We start from the raw sequence: 18,181 nt of genomic DNA on the forward strand, positions 1-18,181 counted from the left end.
GCGCATGGGCCCGGCGCATGGGCCCGGACGCCCGTTCGGGCCGAACCGCACCCTGCGGGGGCTGCGGGATCACAGCGGGAAGACCCCGAAGGCGACGGCCGCGAAGGTCATCACCACGGAGGCCGCGAGCAGGAACGGGAAGGTGAATTTCTGGTGGTCGGCGAGGTCGATGCCGCAGAGGCCGCAGACCAGGAAGGTCGCCGGCGTCAGCGGGCTGACCGGGAAGCCGGTGGTCATCTGGCCGAGCAGCGCCCCTTGCGCCACCTGCAAGGGCGGCACGCCGAGCTGGTGGGCGACCTCGGCCACCACCGGCAGCACGCCGAAATAGAACGAGTCCGGATCGAACAGCATGCTGAGCGGCATCGAGACGAGGCCGAGCGCGAACGGGATGTGCGGGGCGAGGCTCGGCGGCACGAAGGCCACGGCGCCCTGCGCCATCGCCTTGAGCATGCCGGTGCCCTGCATGATGCCGGTGAACACGCCCGCTGCGAGCAGGATCGACGCCATCAGGATCGCCGCCTTGGCGTGGGCGTCGATGCGCTGGCGCTGCGCGTCGACGCCAGGATAGTTGACGATCAGCGCCAGAGCCGTGCCGAGCATGAACATCAGCGCCGGCGGGATCTTTTCCGCCATCAGCACCATCGTGCCGAGCACCGCGAGGGTGAGGACGAGGTTCGGCCAGAACCGGTCGGGGCGGCGCAAGGACCTTTCCGCCTCGGTCAATGCCCGCGCCCCGGCCGCGAGCGCCTCGGCCGTCCCGGCCCCCGCGCGCTTCAGCCGGCGCTCCTCGCGCAGGCCCAGCCAGTACGAGACGGCGAAGATGAAGGCGAGCCCGACCGCCTGGACCGGCACCAGCGGCGCGAAGATGTCGGGGATCGGCAGCTTCAGCGCGGCGGAGGCCCGGATCATCGGCCCGGTCCAGGGCAGGAAGTTCACGCCCGCCGCCAGCGAGGCCGCGCAGGCGAGGATGCGCCGGTCGATCCCGACCCGGTCGTAGAGCGGCAGCATCGCCGGAATGGTGATGAGGAAGGTCACCGCCCCCGAGCCGTCGAGATGGATCAGGAGCGCCAGCAGCGTCGTTCCGGGGACAATCCGGCTCGGCCGCGTGCCGACGGTGGCGAGGATCCGGTCGATGATCGGGTCGAGCAAGCCGGCATCGCTGACGATCCCGAAGAACAGGATCGCGAACACGAACATGCCGACGACCGGCGCCAGGCTCTGGAGGCCGGCGAGCACGAACTTGCCGGTATCGAGCCCGAACCCGCCGACGAGCGCGGCGGCGACCGGGATCACGATCAGCGCCACCAGGGGCGAGAGGCGTTTGGTCAGGATACAGGCGAGCAGCAGCGCGATGGTGCACAGGCCGAGCAGGGCCAGCATCGCTTCCTCCCAGGGTTGCCGGCGCTCGGGATGGTGGCGCCGTTGATGACCCCGAAATCACAACCCGGGGCCGGCGATCCGGCAATTGAAAAGATCCGATCGCCAGAATAGCGTTTCGTTATGGATCTCAACCTTCGCCAGGTCCGCGCCTTCGTGTCGGTGGCGCATCTGCGCAGCTTCACCCGGGCGGCGGCGCTCCTGAACCTGTCGCAGCCGGCCCTCACCGTGCAGATCCGCCGGCTGGAGGAGGCGCTGGCGGTGCGTCTCCTCGACCGCAACAGCCGCAGCGTCGAGCCGACCCGGGTCGGGCGCGAGCTGCTGCCGGTGTTCCAGCGCGTGCTGCGCGAGCTCGACAGCGTCGTCGTCGACACCCGCGACCTCGCGGCGCGCCGCCACGGCACGGTGCGGATCGCGGCCCTGCCCTCGGTGGCGGCGGGGCTGCTGCCGGACGCCGTCGCGGCGTTCCGGGCAGCGCATCCGCGCATGGGCTTCGTCGTCAAGGACGTCATCGCCGAGCGGGTGCTGGCGCTGGTGCGAAGCGAGGAGGTCGATCTCGGCGTCACCGGGGGCGCGGTGCGCGATCCCGACGTCACGGTGCTGGCCCGCGCGGCGGATGCCCTGCACGTGGTCTATCCGGACGGGCATCCGATCGGGGCCGCGGACGTCGTGACGCTGGAGGCGCTGGCCGAGCACCCGCTGGTGCTGATGGATGCCGAGACCAGCGTGCGCGCGGTGGTCGACGCCGCCTTCGTCGCCGCCGGCCGGCTGCCGGTGACGGCCTGCGAGGCGACATACATGATGACCGCGATCGGCATGGTGCGGGCCGGGCTCGGCCTCACCATCCTGCCGGGCTCCGCCCGCGAGATCCGGGCCGAGCCGGAGCTGCGCTCCCGCCCGATCGCCGAGGCGAGTTTTTCGCGGCCGGTCTGCCTGATCGCCAAGGCGGGGCGCACCCTGCCGGCGGCAGCGGAGGATTTCCTGGGGGAGCTGTTGCCGGCATTGGCGGCGGAGTTCTCGACGGACGGGGTGACGCCGTGAGCCCGCCCGGCGCTTCCGCCACCCTCCGCCACCTCCCGGGTTCCGCTGCGCGGCCCCGGACCGACGATGGAGGGTGTCAGCCGCGCGCGGACCGGTCTTGAAGCGCCGTGCCGATGTCGGCTGCGTGGTGCGTCGGCCGCTTACGCCGCCCGCCCTTGCAGCGAGACGCGGAACAGCTCACGGAACTCCTCGGCCCCGACCGGCCGCCCGTTGGTCGCCGTCGAGTGGTCCTCGACCGCCCGCGGCACCAGCGCCTCGCACTCGGCCTCGGTCACCCCCATGGCGGCGAGATCGGTCGGAAGATCGAGGTCGCGGTTCAGCGCCTCGATCGCCGCGGCGAGGTCGGCGCCCTCCGGCAGGCCCATCGCCTGGCGCAACGCCCCGTACTTCGCCTCGCAGGACGGGGCGTTGAAGCGCAGCAGGTGGGGCAGGATCACGGCGTTGAGGGTGCCGTGATGCAGCCGCTTCGCCTTGAGGCCCCCGAGCGCGTGCGACATCGAGTGGACCGCCCCCAGGCCCTTCTGGAAGGTCATGCCGCCTTCGAGCGCCGCCATCATCATGTCCTCGCGGGCGTCGAGGTCGCTGCCGTCGCGGACCGCGCGGAGGAGCGAGCGCGTGGCGCGGGCGAGCCCGTCGAGGGCGATCGCCTCGGCCGGCGGGTTGTGGCGGGGGCTCAGATAGGTCTCGATGCAGTGGGTCAGCGCGTCCATGCCGGTGGCGGCGGTGAGGCCGGGGGGCAGGCCGAGCGTCAGCTCGGGGTCGCAGACCGCCACGTTCGGGATCAGGTGGGGCGAGATGAAGCCGAGCTTGCGCCCGTCCGCCAGCGTGATGAGCGCCGCCCGGCCGACCTCGCTGCCGGTGCCCGCGGTGGTCGGCACGGCGATCACCGGGGGCTGGTCGGCGCGGATGCGCGGGATGCCGCCGAGGATGGCGGCGTAGGTCGCCAGCGGCTCGTCGTGGGTGGCGAGCAGGGCCACGCCCTTGGCGAGGTCGAGGGGCGAGCCGCCGCCGACTGCGATCACCGAATCGCACCCTTCCGCCCGGAAGCGGTCGCGCGCCTCGATCGTCGCCTCCTCGGTCGGGTTCTCGGGCGTGCCGTCGAAGACCGGGGTCGAGGCGGGCAGGCCGGCGGCGTCGAGGACGCGGGCGATCAGGCCGGCCGCCACGACGCCGCGATCGGTGACGATCATCGGCCGGCGGGCGCCGAGGAGCGCCAGTTCCTCGCCGATCAGCCGGACGGCGCCGCGCTCGAACTGGATCCGGGTGAGATAGGTGATGAGGCTCATGGGGCGCTGCCTGATGAGAGGGGGGCCGGCGCGGGCGCGCGGGCAGGCCGCCGGCGCCGCAGCTCCGGTCCCGCTCCTCCCGCACGCCCCGTCCGGGCCTGCGTCACCCTAAGCAGACTTGCGTGGGCAGGCCAACGCTCCGTCCGCTTAGACCCTTGTGCTGTCGCAGATTTTCGTCGCACAACCGGTAACCGCTCTTGCGAAATCCGCTGAGCGCGGCCCCGAGGCGATCGGCATCGCGGGAGCGTCACGCGGGACCGCCCGGCAGGCCGGCGGCGAGCAGCGCGTCGGTGCCGAGGGTGGTCGCGTCGAGGAGTGCCACGCCGTCGATCTCCGCCGGCAGGCGCCAGCCCGGGAGGTTGGTGCTCCAGATCAGCACCGCGTCGCTGCCGGCAGCCGCGTCCCGCGCCGCCTCCGCGAGGCGGGGAAGGGGCACGAGGGCGGCGAGACGGTTCTCGGTGATCCCGAGCGTGGCAGCCGTCGCGACGGTGATTCCGGCCTCCGCGAAGCGGGCGCCGACCAGGGCGGCCTCGTCGGCGCCGCCCTGCACCACGAGGCCGAGGCGGTGGACGCCGCCGCCGCGGAGCCGTGCGCGGGCCGCCAGGGCCGTCGTCACCATCGGCAGGCCGGTGCGGCGGGTGACGGCCTCGCACAGGCGTTCGTCTGGGGTGAAGCCGAGGGCGGCGCCGCGGGTGGCGTTCCAGCACAGGGCCGCGACGCCGGCATCGGCCAGGAGGTCGGCGGCGGCGAGGAACACCGACGGGTCGTAGGCCTCGCCCGTCAGCATCGCGCCGTAAGGCACCCGCGCGTAGCAGGCCTCGGCTCTCCCCGCGAGGCGGGCTTCCGTCGCCCGTTCGACCACCCGGTTCGAGGAAGGCAGGATCACCCCGAGGGCCGGCGGCACCGCGTCGTCGGTCATCGTTTCCGTCCTTCGAGGCGGGCCACCAGCAGGGCCTGGGTGCGGGCGACGTGGGCATGCATCCGGGTCCGGGCGCGTTCCGGGTCCCGGGCCCGCAGGGCGTCGAGGATCGCCCGGTGTTCGGCGAGCGATTCCGCCACCCGCCCGTCGGCGGCGAGGGCGAAGTTGCGGGCCCGTTCGAGGCGGGCGAAGGCCCGGCCATGCGCCTCGGCGATGGCCGGGCTGCGGGAGGCCGTCACGATCAGCCGATGGGCCTGGCGGTTGAGCCGCGTATAGGTGTCGCGGTCGTCCCGCGCCGCCTCCAGGGCGTCCTGCAACCCGGCGAGGCGGGCGAGTTCCGCGGGCGTCATCCGCTCGGCGGCGAGGCCGGCGCAGGCGCTCTCGAGGGCCGCCTCCAGCTCGAACAGCGGCACGAGGTCGGCGGGATCGAGGCGGGCCGCCAGGGCGGCCCGGTTGCGCCGCAGAGTGACGAGGCCCTCGCCGGCCAGCAGCTTCAAGGCCTCCCGCACCGGCGTGCGCGACATGCCGAGGCGGGTGACAAGGTCGGGCTCGTTCAGGACCTCGCCGGGGGGGATGATGTTGAGCAGGATCAGCCGGCGCAAGGCGGCGGCGGCCTGCTCGGTGAGCGAGGGCTCGCGACGCGTGGAGCGGGGCGGGGCGTCGGGCAATGGCGGGAGCAGATCTACCAAGGAGGCCTCATGCGGTGTCAGCCGGGCTTGTCCCCATCATCGCGAAGCGGGGGATCTCCCCTCCCGTGCGGGGGCGGGGGCACCCGACCTGTCGGCCGGGATGCGACATCGAGCGAGGCCCGTCACACCAACCGCCGCGACAACCCCGTCACCCGTTCCATCACCGCGATCCCCCCGATCGTCGCGACGATCAGGATCCCGGAGAGGGCCGCGATGGTGACGTCGAGGCGGCCTTCGAGGTCCTGCCACATCCGGATCGGCAGCATGTCGGTGGCGGCGTCGCGCAGGAACAACGAGACCGGGATGTTGTCGAACGAGGCCATGAAGGCGAGGAAGCCGCCCGACAGGATGCCGGGCCGGATCAGCGGCAGGGTGATGCGGCGGAAGGTGTAGAGCCGCGAGGCGCCGAGGCTCGCCGAGCCTTCGAGCAGGGTCGGCTGGAGCTGGGTCAGCGCCGCCACGGTGTTGCGTACCACGTAAGGCACGCAGACCACGGTGTGGCCGAGGACCAGCGTGAAGACCGAGACCGGCCAGCCCAGCAGCGAGAAGAACATCAGGCTCGACAGGCCGAAGGCCAGCGCCGGCAGGATCAGCGGCGACAGGAAGAAGCTGTCGAGGAGGCGGGCCGACAGGCGCGGCGAACGCGCCACCGCCAGCGCCGCCAGCACGCCGAGCCCGACCGCGAGCGCCGTGGCCAGCACGGCGACCGTCAGGCTGTTCTTGAGGGCGTAATGGAGCTGCCAGGCCTCCATCAGCTCGCCGTACCAGCGCAAGGAATAGCCCGGCGGCGGAAAGCGCAAGGACAGGCCGTCGGTGAACGAGACCACCAGCACGATGAGGGTGGGCGCGAGCAGCAGCACCATGGCGAGAGCCGCCAGCAGGTGCAGGAGGCCCTCGAAGGAGAGCCGGTCAAGGGTGCTGGGGAATCGGGCGCCGGGGGAGCGGGGCATCGTCACTCTCACGTCTGGGCATAGCCGCGGGCGAGGCGGCCGAGCGCGTTGAAGGCCAGCACCACGGCCAGCACCGCGACGAGGAAGATCACCGACATCGCCGCCGCGAAGGGCCAGTTCTGCAAGGCGATGGCCTGCTGGTAGATGTAGCCGGGCATGAACAGCATCTGCCCGCCGCCGATCAGCGACTGGGTGATGAAGCCCGAGATCGCCGCCGCGAAGGTGAGGACCGAGCCGGCGATCAGGCCCGGCAGGCAGAGCGGCAGGGTCACGCGGACGAACGTGCGCCAGCGCCCGGCCCCGAGCGCTTCCGAGGCGTCCCACAGGCTGGGGTCGATGCGCGCCAGCGCCGTCATCAGCGGCAGCACCATCAGCGGCATCTGTACCTGGGCCAGCGCCGCGACGAGCCCGCCCTCGGCGTAGAGCATCCGCACAGGCGTCTCGATCAGGCCCAGCGAGGACAGCAGGGAATTGATCACCCCCTGCCGCCCGAGGATCACGATCCACGCGAAGGTACGGATGACCACGCTGGTGAGGAGCGGCGTCAGCACCGCCAGGATGACGATCCCCCGCACCCAGCCCCCGGCCCGGGTCGCCACGAGCGCGAGCGGCAGCCCGAGCACCAGGCAGGCGGCCGTGACCTTGAGCCCGAGCCAGAGCGTGCCGAGGAGCACGCCGAGGCTGAAGCCGTCGCCGAGGAAAGCCGCGTATTGCGACAGGCCGAAACCGCCATCCGCCCCCCGCAGCGACAGGGCGAGCAGCGCGACGAGGGGCGCGGCGAAGAACGCCGCGAAGAACAGAGCGAGCGGGCTCGCCAGCCGCAAGGGGTAGGTGGTGACGTCCGGCAGAGCCACGGGTGCCGCTCCTTACAGCTTGATCTCGCGGTTGAACCGCTCGATCCAGGCCGGACGCTGCGCGTTGATGGTCTTCCAGTCCTGGAACACGAACTTCTTCTTCAAGTCGTCCGTGTCCTTGGCGAGCACGCGGGCGATCTCGCCGGTCATCTTGACCTTGGTGTTGGTGGGCACCACCAGATAGGGTGCCTGCATCAGCCGGGTCTGGACCGGCTCGGAGATCGCCGCCTCGATCAGCATGAAGGCGAGCTCGCGGTTCGGCGAGTTTCTCACGATCTGGATCAGCGTCTTGAAGGCGATGGCGCCTTCCTTCGGCGCCACGAATTCCACCGGCACGCCCTTGGCCTTCAGGATCTGGATCGCGTTGAAGTTGCCGGGCGAGATGTCGACCTGGCCCTGCTGGAACAGGGTGGCGAGCGCGCCCGGATTGGCCGCCACCGCCGAGAGGTTGGGCTTGAGCTTTTCCATCGCCTTGAAGGCGGGGTCGATGTTCGATTCCGAGCCGCCATGCATCTTGGCGATCTCGACCATGAATCCGGTGCCGAGCGTCGAGTTCATGTTGGTGATGCCGACCCGGCCCTTGTATTCGGGCCGCCACAGGTCGGCCCAGGAGGTCGGCGGGGTCTTCACCGTGTCGGGGTTGTAGGTCAGGCCGACGACCTGGAAGAACGCGGCGGGTCCGTGCGGGTCCTGCGCGTCGGGGATCAGTTCCTTGAAGGCGGCGCTGCGTTCGACCGGATAGGGCTCGACCAGATCCTGGGCGAGAGCCCTGAGGGCCGGGCCGGGATCGTGCAGCATCACGTCGATCGGCGGGTTGGCCTTGGCGGCCGACACCTTGGCGATCTGGTCGACCGACAGCATCGGGTCGAGGACGATCGGGGCGTTGCCGGTCTCCTTGCGGAAGGCCGGCACCAGCACGGCCTTGTGCGCCTCCTCCCAGCTACCCGTGAAGGTCGCGAAGACGAGGGGCCGCGCCTGCGCGAAGGACAGGCCGGGAAACAGCTCCATCGCGCCGAGCGACAGGGCGGTGGTGAGAAGGGTGCGGCGGTCGAGCATCGGGAAGCTCCGTGGGTGTGTCAGGCGGCGGCCGGGAAGGCGGAGGCGAGGCCGGGGGCGACGGCGATGCGCACGGGCGTGCCGGGCGGGCGCAACGAGCCCCCGCCGAGGCGCGGCTCGGCGATCTTGAGCGGGCGGCCGGCCCCGACCCGGACCTCGTGGACGACGGTGGGCCCGAGCGGCAGGGCCATCTCGACCACCCCGGCGATGCCCTCCTGCCCGTCGGTGAGGCGCAGGTGCTCGGGCCGCAGGCACACGGTGACCCGGGACCCCGACGCGATCGGCCGGGCGAGGGGACGAGCGACGACCTCGCCGCCAGCATCGAGCGCGATGCGCGGGCCGTCGCCGTCCTGGCCCACCATGACTCCCGGTACCGCGTTGGCCGAGCCCACGAAGGTGTTGACGAACAGGCTCTCGGGCGCATCGTATACCGTGGTCGGGGCGGCGAACTGCTCCAGCCGCCCGTTCGACAGCACCGCCACCCGGTCGGAGAGCGACAGGGCCTCCTCCTGGTCGTGGGTGACGAGCAGCGTCGTCACGCCGGCGACGCGCTGGAGCCGTTTCACCTCGATCTGCATGTCGAGGCGCAGGTTCTTGTCGAGGGCCGCGAAGGGCTCGTCGAGGAGCAGAACCGCGGGACGGATGGCGAGCGCCCGGGCGAGCGCCACCCGCTGCTGCTGCCCGCCGGAGAGCTGGCGCGGGAAGCGGCTGCCTGCATGGCCGAGCTGCACGAGATCGAGCAGGCGCCTCGCTTCCGCGGCCTGCTCGGCCCGCGGCGCGCCGCGGGCGGCGAGGCCGTAGGCGACGTTCTCGGCCACCGTCAGGTGCGGGAACAGGGCGTAGTTCTGGAACACGATGCCGACGGCGCGCCGGCTCGGCGGCAAGGCGTCGATGACCTGATCCCCGACGATCACCCGCCCCTCGGTCTGGCGCAGGAAGCCGGCGACGATGCGCAGCAACGTGGTCTTGCCGCAGCCCGACGGTCCGAGGAGCGAGACCAGCTCGCCGCCCTTGATGTCGAGGTTCACGTTCTCGACCGCGGTCGCGCCGCCATAAAGGTGGGTGATGCCGTCGAGCACGACGGACCGGCCTTCGGCTTGAACCAGACCTTGGGCCTGCGTCTGGTTGCGGGCTCCGGATGGTGTCACGGTGGCTTTTCCTGCGGCATCGATCTTGCTGCCCGGGGGTTCGCAAATCGTATGCCATTTCGGGGAAAGCCCATGACGGACCATGACTTGATTGCCGGAGGCGACGCTTGAGCACGGAGCTGTGGCGCCTCTCGGCGGTCGAACTCGGCCGGCTCTTCGCCGGCGGCCGCGCCTCGCCGGTCGACGCCCTGGAGGCGGCGCGACGACGCGCCGACCCGTGGGAGCCGCACCTCAACGCGATCGCCCGGGAGAACCCGCGCGCTCAGGAAGAGGCCGAGGCGAGCGCCGCCCGCTGGCGCGCGGGTACGCCGCTCTCGCCCCTCGACGGCGTGCCGATGACCGTGAAGGAATTCCTGGTCACCGAGGGGCTGCCCTCGACCTATGCCGAGCCGGGCGAGGCGCCGGCCTCTCCCTCCGACGAGTTGCCCGTCGCGCGGGCCCGCCGCGCCGGCCTGGTGACGCTCGCCAAGACCACGATGCCGGAATTCGCCGTGCAAGGTTACACGGCATCTGCCCGTTTCGGCGTCACCCGCAACCCGTGGAACGTGGCCCTGACGCCCGGCGGTTCGACCGGCGGGGGAGCCGCCGCAACGGCGGCCGGCTACGCGCCGATCGCGCTCGGCACCGATGGCGGCGGGTCGTTGCGCCGGCCCGCCGCCCATACCGGCCTCGTCGGGCTGAAGAGCAGCCTCGGCCGGGTGCCGCGCCTCGGCGGCCTGCCCTCGCCGTTGCTCGATTTCGAGGTGGCGGGTGCGCTCACCCGCACCGTGGCGGACAGCCGGGCGATGCTCCGGCTGATGCAGGGCGCCGACCCCCGGGTGCTGTGGTCCACCTTCGCACCGTCGCCCCGGCCCGGTCGCCCGTTGCGCGCCCGCTACGTCGAGCGTATCGGCGACGCGCCCCTCGATCCGGTCATCGCCGCCGCGTGCCGGCGGGCGCTCGCCGACCTGGAGGCATCAGGCGTCGCCGTCGAGGAGGGGCCTCTGCCCTTCGACATCGCCGGTCTGAACGCCCTGTGGCCGGAGATCGGCAGGATCGGCCTCGCCCGCCTGTTCGCAGCCGATCCGGCCCTGGGCGCGCGGGCGAGCGAGCCGTACCGGGCGATGGCGGCCGACGGCGCCCGCGCCCCGGCGACCCTGCTCGCCGAGATCGTCGAGCGGGTGCAGGCCCTGCGCAACGCCGCGAGCGCGGCCTTCGCCGATCTCGACCTCATCGTCACGCCGTCCGCCGCGGCGATGCCCTGGGCGGCGGACGCGGTCTATCCGGAGGTGATCGACGGACACCCGGTCGGCCCGCGCGGCCACGCGGTCTATTCGGGCTGGGTCAATGCCGCCGCACTGCCGGGTTTGAGCTTGCCCGTCGATCCGGCGCCGGACGGGATGCCGATCGGCCTCCACCTCGTCGCCGGCTTCGGCCGCGACGACCTGCTCCTCGACCTCGCCGAGGCGATGGAGGCACGCCGCCCCTTCGCCGATCGCTGGCCGGTCCTGCCCCGGGAGGCGGCGCGATGACGGCCGGCGGCATCTCGGTCCACGCCGTCGACGTGGCGGAAGGCTGCCCGGCCGTCGGCCTGCGGGTGACGATCGCCGCCCTCGACGAGGGGGGGCCGCGCGTCGTCGCCGAAGGCGAGATCGGAGCCAACGGGTCGTTCGACCATCCGGTGGTGCGCGGCGTCGGCGTCGCGGCCGGTCGCTACGAGGTGGTCTTCCAGCTTGGCGCCTACTTCACCGGGCAAGGGAGGCCGGGGCCGCATTTCCTCGATCAGGTGCCGTTTCGCTTCACCATCGCGGATGTAGCGGAGCATCATCATCTGCCGCTGAAGTTCACGCGGTTCGGTTACGCCGTGTTCCGGGGGGTGTGAACTCTCTTCGAGTCTCGTGACGGTTCCGCCACCCTTCGCGTCATCCCGGGCTCCGCTGCGTCGGCCCCGGGATGATCCTGCGAGCCGGAACCGTGCGGGCGGCGTGAACGCCGACGCTCTCATCCCTCGTGGCCGAACAGCCCTGAATGCCCCCGATATCCGTCCGGCGGCGGCAGTCACGCACACGACCGCATCGCGGGACCGGCGGCATCACCGAAGCCCGCTCCCCCCAGCAGCGCCAGAACCTCGCCGAACGGCACCGGCCGCCCGAGCAGGAACCCTTGCGCCCCGGTGCAGCCGGCCTCCCGCAGGGCGGCGAGTTGCGCCCGCGTTTCCACCCCCCCGGCCGCGACTTCCATCCCCAGCGCCCGCCCGAGGGCGACCACCGCCGGCAAGAGGTCGCGAGCATCGGGCGAGGCCACGAGCCCGTGGTCGAGCTTGATCCGCCCGAAGGGCAGGCGGCGCAGGGCGCCGAGGGAGGAGGCGCCGGCGCCGAAGCCGTCGAAGGCGAGCCCCACGCCCAGCGAGGCAAGCTCGGCCAGCCGGCCTTCCATCTCCGAGATCGCCGTTTCCCCGACGGCCGCCTCCGAGACCGCCGCTTCGGCGATGTCCAGCTCCAGCCGCTCCGCCGCCGCGCCGCTCGCCCCGAGGGCGGCCCGGATCGCGCCGGGAAGGCCGGGCTGGCGCAGCTGTGCGCCGGCGACGTTCACCACCACCCGGACCCCCGGCGGTAGCGCGCGGGCGTCGCGCAGGGCGGAGCGCAGCACCCACTCGCCGATCGGCAGGATCAGGCCGGTCTCCTCGGCGAGCGGCAGGAAGGCGGCGGGCGCCAGCGGGCCGCGGGCCGGATGGTCCCAGCGCAGCAGCGCCTCGACCGCCGCGATCCGCCCGGCGGCGAGGTCGAAGACCGGCTGATAATGCAGGGCGAACTCGCCGCGCTGGAGCGCCAGGCGCAGGTCGAGCTCGAGGCGCCGGCGCTCCTCCGCCTCCCGGTCCATCGCCTCCGCGAAGTGGCGGTAGGTGTTGCGGCCCTCCGACTTCGCCCGGTAGAGCGCGAGATCGGCCCGCTTGAGCAGGGTGTCGCTGTCGAGCCCGTGCCCGGGCGCGAAGGCGATGCCGATGCTGACGCCGATCATCGCTTCCTGCCCGCCGAGATCGACCGGCTCGCGCAGGGCCGCGACCAGCCGCTCCGCCGTGGCGGCGCCCCCGGCCGGATCGGTCTCGCCGCCGAGCAGGATCGCGAACTCGTCGCCGCCGAGGCGCGCCGGCAGATCCTCCCGCCGCAGGACGGCGCGGATCCGTCCCGCCACCTCGCGCAGCAGCGCGTCGCCGGCGAGGTGGCCGTGGGTGTCGTTGACCGCCTTGAAGGCGTCGAGGTCGAGACAGAGCAGGCCGCAGGTCCCGCCGTGGCGCCCCAAGGAGGCGAGGCGCCGGTCGAGGCTGTCGCGGAACAGGGCCCGGTTCGGCAGCCCGGTGAGGGGATCGTGCCGGGCGACGTGGGAGGCCCGCGCCTCCGCCGCCTTGCGGGCGGTGATGTCGGTATAGGTGCGCACCGCACCCCCGGTGGGCAGCGGCACGGTGCGAATCTCCAGCACCGTGCCGTTCGGCCGCTCGCGCTCGTAGGTACGGGGATGGGTGGTGAGCGGCCCGTGGGCGACCCGCTCGCGCAGGCCGGCGTCGCAGCCGGCGAAGTCGTCCTGCGCGATCTGGTGGCGGCGCACCGCGTCGAAGCTCGGCTCGGACCGCATCAGGTCCCGCGGCAGGTCGAGGAGCGCCAGGGCGCGCTCGTTGCAGACCCGCACGATCCCGGCCTCGTCGACCATCATCAGGCCCTGGTCCATATGCGCCAGGGTGGCGTCGAGGAGGGCGGTGCTGGCGCGCAGACGCGCGGCGCTCGCCTGCAGCTCGGCCTCGGCCCGGGCCATCTCGGTCACGTCCTGCACGCTGCCGAACAGGGCGACGGCGCCGCCGGCCTCGTCGACCTGGCAGATGCCGCGCGAGACGATGATCCGCTCCTCGCCGTCCCCGCGCAGGATCCGCGCCTTGAACTGGAACCCCGTCCGGTGCTCCCGCGCCTGCGTGACGAGACCGGCGATCCGGTCCCGGTCCTCCGGGTGGTAATATGACAGCGCCTCCGCGACGTCGGTGATCGGGTCGCCCGGCGCCCGGCCGTGGATGCGGCAGACCTCGTCCGACCAGGTCGTGGCGCCGGTGGCGAGATCGACGCGCCAATGGCCGATGCGCCCCATCTGCTCGGCCAGGACCAGGTTGCCGTTGGCGCGCGACAGGGCCTCCTCGCTCGCGCGACGGCGCAGAACCTCGGCCTCGCTGGCGACCCGGGCCTCGTAGTGCCGCAGCTGCGCCACCACGATCTCGGCGAGGTCGGAAAACCGCGCCAGCTCCTCGGGCGAGAGCCGGCGCGGCACGGTATCGCCGAGGCAGAGGGTGCCGAGCGGCAGGCCCGGCCGCAGGACAAGCGGTGCGCCGGCGTAGAACCGCACGGCCGGTACTCCCGCCACCAGGGCGATCTCGCGGAAGCGCGGATCGGCCGTCGCGTCCTCGACGAAGAGGGGGGCATCGGTCAGGATGGCGTGGTGGCAGAAGGCGGCATCCCGGGCCGTCGGGCCGAACTGGATACCGGACGACGCCTTGCACCACAGACGGTCGGCATCGACCAGCGAGATCCAGGCATAGGGCACCCGGAACAGCCCGCGGGCGAGGCGGCAGACCGCGTCGAAATGCTCCTCCGGCGGCGTGTCCAGGATGGCGAGGGCGTGCAGGTCGGCGAGGCGCTCGGCCTCACGCTCGGGACGAAGATGCACCGCGACGCTCCTTGCCGGCGGCCTCGGCGCAGGAACGCCAGATCGGACTCGACACAATGTCAGAAAAATTAAGAAGCGGTTGAAATGCGATCGTCGCGCCGCGCCCATCGCACGAGATGACACAGGTCGGGCGAAATATGTCGCCGGCCGGACGCGGGACGATGCTTTGCGGGCGTCGTCCCGCCCCGGTCGACTTGCATCATCGGAGAAAGTTCCTTCGTCTCTACGTCAGAGGAGCGCCGCCGGACCGTATTTCACAGCCTGGACGCGATCCCGCTTCCTCGGCGCGACGGACGCGGCTCGGCGCCGTTATGCCGTCAGCGCCCGGCTGATCACGATGCGCTGGACGTCGCTGGTCCCCTCGTAGATCTGGCACACCCGCACGTCGCGGTAGATCTGCTCGACGGGATAATCGGCGAGGTAGCCGTAGCCGCCATGGATTTGGATCGCGTCGGAGCAGACGGCCTCCGCCATCTCGGAGGCGAAGAGCTTCGCCATCGCGGCCTCCTTCAGGCAGGGCCGGCCGGCATCGCGCAGGCGCGCGGCGTTCAGTACCAGCAGCCGGGCGGCCTCGATCCGCGTCGCCATGTCGGCGAGCCGGAAGGCGACCGCCTGATGCCGGTCGATCGTCTGCCCGAAGGTCTCGCGCTCACCCGCATAGGCCAGGGCGGCCTCGAATGCGGCCCGCGCCATGCCAACGGCCTGGGCGGCGATGCCGATGCGCCCGCCCTCGAGGTTGGCAAGCGCGATCTTCAGCCCCTCGCCCTCCTGGCCGAGCATCAGGTCGGGGGTGAGCTCCATCTCGTCGAACACGATCTGGGCGGTGTCCGAGGCACGCTGGCCGAGCTTGTGCTCGATGCGTGCCACCGTATAGCCGGGGGTCTTGGTCGGCACGATGAAGGCCGAGATGCCGCGCTTGCCCGCCTCCGGGTCGGTGACCGCGAAGACGATCGCCAGATCCGCATTCGCCCCCGAGGTGATGAACTGCTTGGTGCCCGACAGCACCCAGGCATTGCCGGAGCGCCGGGCCCGGGTCTTGAGTGCCGCCGCATCCGACCCGGCACCCGGCTCGGTGAGGCAGAAGGCGGCGAGCTGCTCGCCGCGGGCGAGCGGGCCGAGGAAGCGCGCCTTCTGCTCGTCGCTGCCGAATTTCAGGATCGGCATGCAACCGACCGAGTTGTGCACGCTCATCACCGTCGAGACCGCGCCGTCGCCCGCCGCCACCTCCTCGATGGCGAGCGCGTAGGCGACGTGGTCGACGGCGGCCCCGCCATGCTCCTCGGGCACCAGCATGCCCATGAAGCCGAGGGCTCCCATCTCGGCGATCGCCTCGCGGGGGAAGCGCGACTCCCGGTCCCATTCGGCCGAGAACGGCTTCAGCCTCTCTTGCGCGAAGCTGCGGGCGGTGTCGCGGATCAGAATCTGGTCGTCGCTGAGCATCCGGCTCTCTCCTGGGCGCGCGCCGGCGCCCATTCGGGCTGACCCAAAGCCGTCGAACGAGGCCGTTCGACGGCGCTGCTGGTTCCCTGGTTATCTGGCCTGTAAGTTATTTGGCCTGCATGCGCAGCGCCCCGTCGAGGCGGATGACCTCGCCGTTGAGCATCGGGTTGTCGATGATCGCCATGGCGAGCTTGGCATATTCCGCCGGCTTACCCAGTCGGGAGGGGAACGGCACCGCGGCGCCGAGCGAATCCTGCACCTCCTGCGGCAGGCCGCGCAGCATCGGCGTCTCGAAGATACCGGGTGCGATGGCGCAGACCCGGATGCCGGCCGGCGCGAATTCCCGCGCCGCCGGCAGGGTCAGGCCGACGATGCCGGCCTTCGACGAGGCGTAGGCTGCCTGGCCCACCTGCCCCTCATAGGCCGCGACGGACGCGGTGGAGATGATGACGCCGCGCTCGCCCCCCTCGAGCGGATCGAGCGCCAGGGCGCCGGCCGCTACCAGGCGCATCAGGTTGAAGCTGCCGATCAGGTTGACCTGGATCACCTTGGCGTAGGCGGCGAGGTCGAGGGGGCCGTTGCGCCCGACGATCCGGCCGGCCGTCGCGACGCCGGCGCAGTTGACCAGGATGCGGGCCGGACCGTGCGCCTCAGCCGCCCGGGCCACCGCCGCCTCGGCGCTCGCCGCATCGGCGACGTCGCAGGGCAGGGCGAGCCCGCCGATCTCCCCGGCGACTTCGGACGCGGCGCCCTCGTTGAGGTCGAGGAGGGCGACCCGCGCGCCCGCGGCCGCCAGCGCCCGGCCGGTCGCCGCGCCGAGCCCCGAACCGCCGCCCGTGACGATGGCCGCTACGCCGTTGACGTTCATCCGCTTTCTCCCCGTGCCGTGGTCCCACTCGTCCGGTGGGTGGCCGCCCCTCCGCACCGGAGATCCGCCCATGGCGAAGGGCGGACCGGTCTGCTACGCGGACGGGTCGTTGGGCTCCATCGCTATGGGGCCGACCTTTCATCGTCAAGGCGCGCCGATCAGGCGACGACAAGCGCCGGGCGATGAGCATCGGGGGAGAAGCGTGCATGAACCCGTCGGGCGGGACAGGGCAGGTCGGGCCGCTCGCGGGCCTGCGCATCGTCGAGTTCGCGGGCATCGGCCCCGGCCCCTTCGCGGCGATGCTGCTCGCCGACATGGGCGCCGACTTGGTGCGGCTCGACCGGCCGGGCGGGGCCGACCCCTATTCGAAGACGGTGGTGTCGCGCGGCCGCCCGACGGTGACGGTCGACCTCAAGGATCCGGCCGACGCGGCCGGCACCCTCGCGCTGCTGGAGCGGGCCGACGCCCTGATCGAGGGGTTCCGCCCCGGCGTGATGGAGCGGCTCGGCCTCGGGCCCGATGCCGTGCTCGCCCGCAACCCGCGCCTCGTCTACGGCCGCATGACGGGATGGGGCCAGGATGGGCCGCTGGCGAAGTCGGCCGGGCACGACATCACCTACTTGGCGGTCACCGGCGCGCTCGCGGCGATCGGCCCGGCGGAGCACCCGGTGCCACCGCTCAACCTCGTCGGCGATTACGGCGGCGGCGCGCTCTACCTGGTGACCGGGATTCTCGCTGCCCTGCTCTCGGCCGGCCGCACCGGCCGCGGCCAGGTCGTCGATGCGGCGATCTGCGACGGTGCCGCTTCCCTGATGGCGATGTTCTCGGAGCTGGCCTCGCAAGGGCGCTGGACCGACCAACGGGAAGCCAACCTCCTCGACGGCGGTGCGCCCTGGTACCGGACCTATCCGTGCGCCGACGGCCGTCATGTCGCGATCGGACCGCTGGAGCCCCAGTTCTATGCCCTGTTCCGCCGCCTCGCCGGCCTCGACGCCGACCCGGATTTCGACCGGCGCGACGACCCGGAGATGTGGCCGGTGCTGCGGGCCAAGCTCGAGGCCGTGTTCCTCACAAGGACCCGCGACGAGTGGTGCAACCTCCTCGAAGGGACGGATGCCTGCGTCGCCCCGGTCCTCACGCTGAGCGAGGCCCCGGGCCATCCGCACCTCGCCGCGCGAGAGACGTTCGTCACCCACGACGGCACGGTCCAGCCCGCGCCGGCCCCCCGCTTCTCCGGCACGCCGTCGGCGATCCGATCGCCGTCCGGACCGCTCTCGCTCAGCCAAGCGATCCATCGCTGGAGCGGGGAGGGGAGTTTTCGAAGCTGAGCCGGGAAAACGAGTGTTGACGGGCCGGGAAACGGGGCCTATACGACCACCCACCGGCGCCGGCCGCGACAGCGGACCGGGCGCTGAGCCATCTTCGAGACAGTCCGGGCCGGCGAGCCTGACCTTGGTCAGGCGCTGGTCCCGTCGTCGCCGATGATACCCCGGTTTTCAGCCGGGTCGCTCTTTGACAAGTTCATACGAGAAAGAGAAGCGTGGACGGCGTCGTCCCTGCGGATCCTGCCTTCTGGGTGGGATCGTGAGTAGGATGATGCTGGTCTGACGTTTCGGTGCTCACACGATTGGTGGAAACGCCGATCGGTCGTGAGCCTCCGTTTATGTTGTGATCAGCTTTGATCAGCTCTTCAACTTGAGAGTTTGATCCTGGCTCAGAGCGAACGCTGGCGGCAGGCTTAACACATGCAAGTCGAGCGGGCATCCTTGTGGTGTCAGCGGCAGACGGGTGAGTAACGCGTGGGAACGTGCCCTTCGGTTCGGAATAACTCAGGGAAACTTGAGCTAATACCGGATACGTGCGAGAGCAG

At 72.0% G+C, this 18,181-nt stretch carries 15 protein-coding genes and 1 rRNA gene; 5 read left to right on the forward strand and 11 right to left on the reverse strand.

The window, feature by feature from the left end:
* Positions 1 to 69: 69 nt before the first annotated feature.
* Positions 70 to 1,380 (reverse strand): CitMHS family transporter, encoded by a 1,311-nt coding sequence (locus tag G4G93_RS19040; RefSeq protein WP_165086314.1) that lies wholly within the window; start codon positions 1,378 to 1,380, stop codon positions 70 to 72.
* Between the two features lie 120 nt (positions 1,381 to 1,500).
* Here G4G93_RS19040 and G4G93_RS19045 point away from each other — a divergent pair, with 120 nt between their 5' ends.
* Positions 1,501 to 2,418 (forward strand): LysR family transcriptional regulator, encoded by a 918-nt coding sequence (locus G4G93_RS19045; protein ID WP_165086315.1) that lies wholly within the window; start codon positions 1,501 to 1,503, stop codon positions 2,416 to 2,418.
* A 140-nt stretch (positions 2,419 to 2,558) separates the two neighbouring features.
* Here the strand turns inward: G4G93_RS19045 and G4G93_RS19050 are convergent, their stop codons facing one another.
* The 7 genes from G4G93_RS19050 to G4G93_RS19080 all read right to left on the reverse strand — a co-directional run bounded on the left by G4G93_RS19050 (position 2,559) and on the right by G4G93_RS19080 (position 9,320).
* Positions 2,559 to 3,704, reverse strand: a complete 1,146-nt coding sequence (locus G4G93_RS19050; protein ID WP_165086317.1) for an iron-containing alcohol dehydrogenase — start codon at positions 3,702 to 3,704, stop codon at positions 2,559 to 2,561.
* Positions 3,705 to 3,951: 247 nt separating this feature from the next.
* Entirely contained in the window at positions 3,952 to 4,623 is a 672-nt protein-coding gene (locus G4G93_RS19055) for an Asp/Glu/hydantoin racemase (protein WP_165086319.1), read from the reverse strand.
* A complete protein-coding gene (locus tag G4G93_RS19060) occupies positions 4,620 to 5,312 on the reverse strand; it encodes a GntR family transcriptional regulator (protein WP_246736873.1) in 693 nt (230 codons plus the stop codon). Before G4G93_RS19060 ends, G4G93_RS19055 begins: the two co-directional genes overlap by 4 nt.
* Before the next feature lie 122 nt (positions 5,313 to 5,434).
* Complete coding sequence (locus tag G4G93_RS19065) at positions 5,435 to 6,262, reverse strand: ABC transporter permease (protein ID WP_165086320.1); 828 nt, start codon at positions 6,260 to 6,262, stop codon at positions 5,435 to 5,437.
* A gap of 8 nt (positions 6,263 to 6,270) precedes the next feature.
* On the reverse strand, positions 6,271 to 7,116 hold the full coding sequence (locus tag G4G93_RS19070; RefSeq protein ID WP_165086322.1) for an ABC transporter permease: 846 nt from the start codon (positions 7,114 to 7,116) through the stop codon (positions 6,271 to 6,273).
* Positions 7,117 to 7,128: 12 nt separating this feature from the next.
* Positions 7,129 to 8,172: an ABC transporter substrate-binding protein gene (locus tag G4G93_RS19075; RefSeq protein ID WP_165086324.1), complete on the reverse strand. Its 1,044-nt coding sequence runs from the start codon at positions 8,170 to 8,172 to the stop codon at positions 7,129 to 7,131.
* Positions 8,173 to 8,192: 20 nt separating this feature from the next.
* The gene (locus G4G93_RS19080; RefSeq protein WP_312892116.1) at positions 8,193 to 9,320 is read right to left on the reverse strand and encodes an ABC transporter ATP-binding protein; all 1,128 of its coding nucleotides are present in this window, start codon (positions 9,318 to 9,320) and stop codon (positions 8,193 to 8,195) included.
* A 107-nt stretch (positions 9,321 to 9,427) separates the two neighbouring features.
* Between G4G93_RS19080 and G4G93_RS19085 the strand changes: the two genes are divergently transcribed.
* Complete coding sequence (locus tag G4G93_RS19085) at positions 9,428 to 10,831, forward strand: amidase (RefSeq protein ID WP_165086327.1); 1,404 nt, start codon at positions 9,428 to 9,430, stop codon at positions 10,829 to 10,831.
* Positions 10,828 to 11,181 (forward strand): hydroxyisourate hydrolase, encoded by a 354-nt coding sequence (locus G4G93_RS19090; RefSeq protein WP_165086329.1) that lies wholly within the window; start codon positions 10,828 to 10,830, stop codon positions 11,179 to 11,181. The genes G4G93_RS19085 and G4G93_RS19090 overlap by 4 nt, the downstream gene beginning before the upstream one ends.
* Positions 11,182 to 11,357: 176 nt before the next feature.
* Here the strand turns inward: G4G93_RS19090 and G4G93_RS19095 are convergent, their stop codons facing one another.
* The 3 genes from G4G93_RS19095 to G4G93_RS19105 form a co-directional block, all read right to left on the reverse strand.
* Positions 11,358 to 14,003 carry an EAL domain-containing protein gene (locus G4G93_RS19095; protein ID WP_165086331.1) on the reverse strand — a complete coding sequence of 882 codons (2,646 nt, stop codon included), beginning with the start codon at positions 14,001 to 14,003 and terminating at the stop codon, positions 11,358 to 11,360.
* A gap of 309 nt (positions 14,004 to 14,312) precedes the next feature.
* On the reverse strand, positions 14,313 to 15,443 hold the full coding sequence (locus tag G4G93_RS19100; protein ID WP_165086333.1) for an acyl-CoA dehydrogenase family protein: 1,131 nt from the start codon (positions 15,441 to 15,443) through the stop codon (positions 14,313 to 14,315).
* A gap of 106 nt (positions 15,444 to 15,549) precedes the next feature.
* Positions 15,550 to 16,311 (reverse strand): SDR family NAD(P)-dependent oxidoreductase, encoded by a 762-nt coding sequence (locus tag G4G93_RS19105; protein WP_165086334.1) that lies wholly within the window; start codon positions 16,309 to 16,311, stop codon positions 15,550 to 15,552.
* A 206-nt stretch (positions 16,312 to 16,517) separates the two neighbouring features.
* On the opposite strand from G4G93_RS19105, the gene G4G93_RS19110 reads away from it, so the two are divergent.
* Together G4G93_RS19110 and G4G93_RS19115 are read left to right on the forward strand one after the other, a co-directional pair.
* Positions 16,518 to 17,639 (forward strand): CaiB/BaiF CoA-transferase family protein, encoded by a 1,122-nt coding sequence (locus G4G93_RS19110; RefSeq protein ID WP_165086336.1) that lies wholly within the window; start codon positions 16,518 to 16,520, stop codon positions 17,637 to 17,639.
* Between the two features lie 363 nt (positions 17,640 to 18,002).
* Positions 18,003 to 18,181: ribosomal RNA gene (locus G4G93_RS19115) — 16S ribosomal RNA — on the forward strand; the annotation flags it as partial.

The organism is Methylobacterium sp. DB0501 (assembly GCF_011043735.1).
Lineage (GTDB): Bacteria > Pseudomonadota > Alphaproteobacteria > Rhizobiales > Beijerinckiaceae > Methylobacterium > Methylobacterium alsaeris.

Excerpts from the sequence above, each read along its gene's own strand:
- G4G93_RS19040 (WP_165086314.1), bottom strand. The coding sequence starts at position 1,380 with ATGCTGGCCCTGCTCGGCCTGTGCACCATCGCGCTGCTGCTCGCCTGT.
- G4G93_RS19045 (WP_165086315.1), top strand. The coding sequence starts at position 1,501 with ATGGATCTCAACCTTCGCCAGGTCCGCGCCTTCGTGTCGGTGGCGCAT.
- G4G93_RS19050 (WP_165086317.1), bottom strand. The coding sequence starts at position 3,704 with ATGAGCCTCATCACCTATCTCACCCGGATCCAGTTCGAGCGCGGCGCC.
- G4G93_RS19055 (WP_165086319.1), bottom strand. The coding sequence starts at position 4,623 with ATGACCGACGACGCGGTGCCGCCGGCCCTCGGGGTGATCCTGCCTTCC.
- G4G93_RS19065 (WP_165086320.1), bottom strand. The coding sequence starts at position 6,262 with ATGCCCCGCTCCCCCGGCGCCCGATTCCCCAGCACCCTTGACCGGCTC.
- G4G93_RS19075 (WP_165086324.1), bottom strand. The coding sequence starts at position 8,172 with ATGCTCGACCGCCGCACCCTTCTCACCACCGCCCTGTCGCTCGGCGCG.
- G4G93_RS19090 (WP_165086329.1), top strand. The coding sequence starts at position 10,828 with ATGACGGCCGGCGGCATCTCGGTCCACGCCGTCGACGTGGCGGAAGGC.
- G4G93_RS19100 (WP_165086333.1), bottom strand. The coding sequence starts at position 15,443 with ATGCTCAGCGACGACCAGATTCTGATCCGCGACACCGCCCGCAGCTTC.
- G4G93_RS19105 (WP_165086334.1), bottom strand. The coding sequence starts at position 16,311 with ATGAACGTCAACGGCGTAGCGGCCATCGTCACGGGCGGCGGTTCGGGG.
- G4G93_RS19110 (WP_165086336.1), top strand. The coding sequence starts at position 16,518 with ATGAACCCGTCGGGCGGGACAGGGCAGGTCGGGCCGCTCGCGGGCCTG.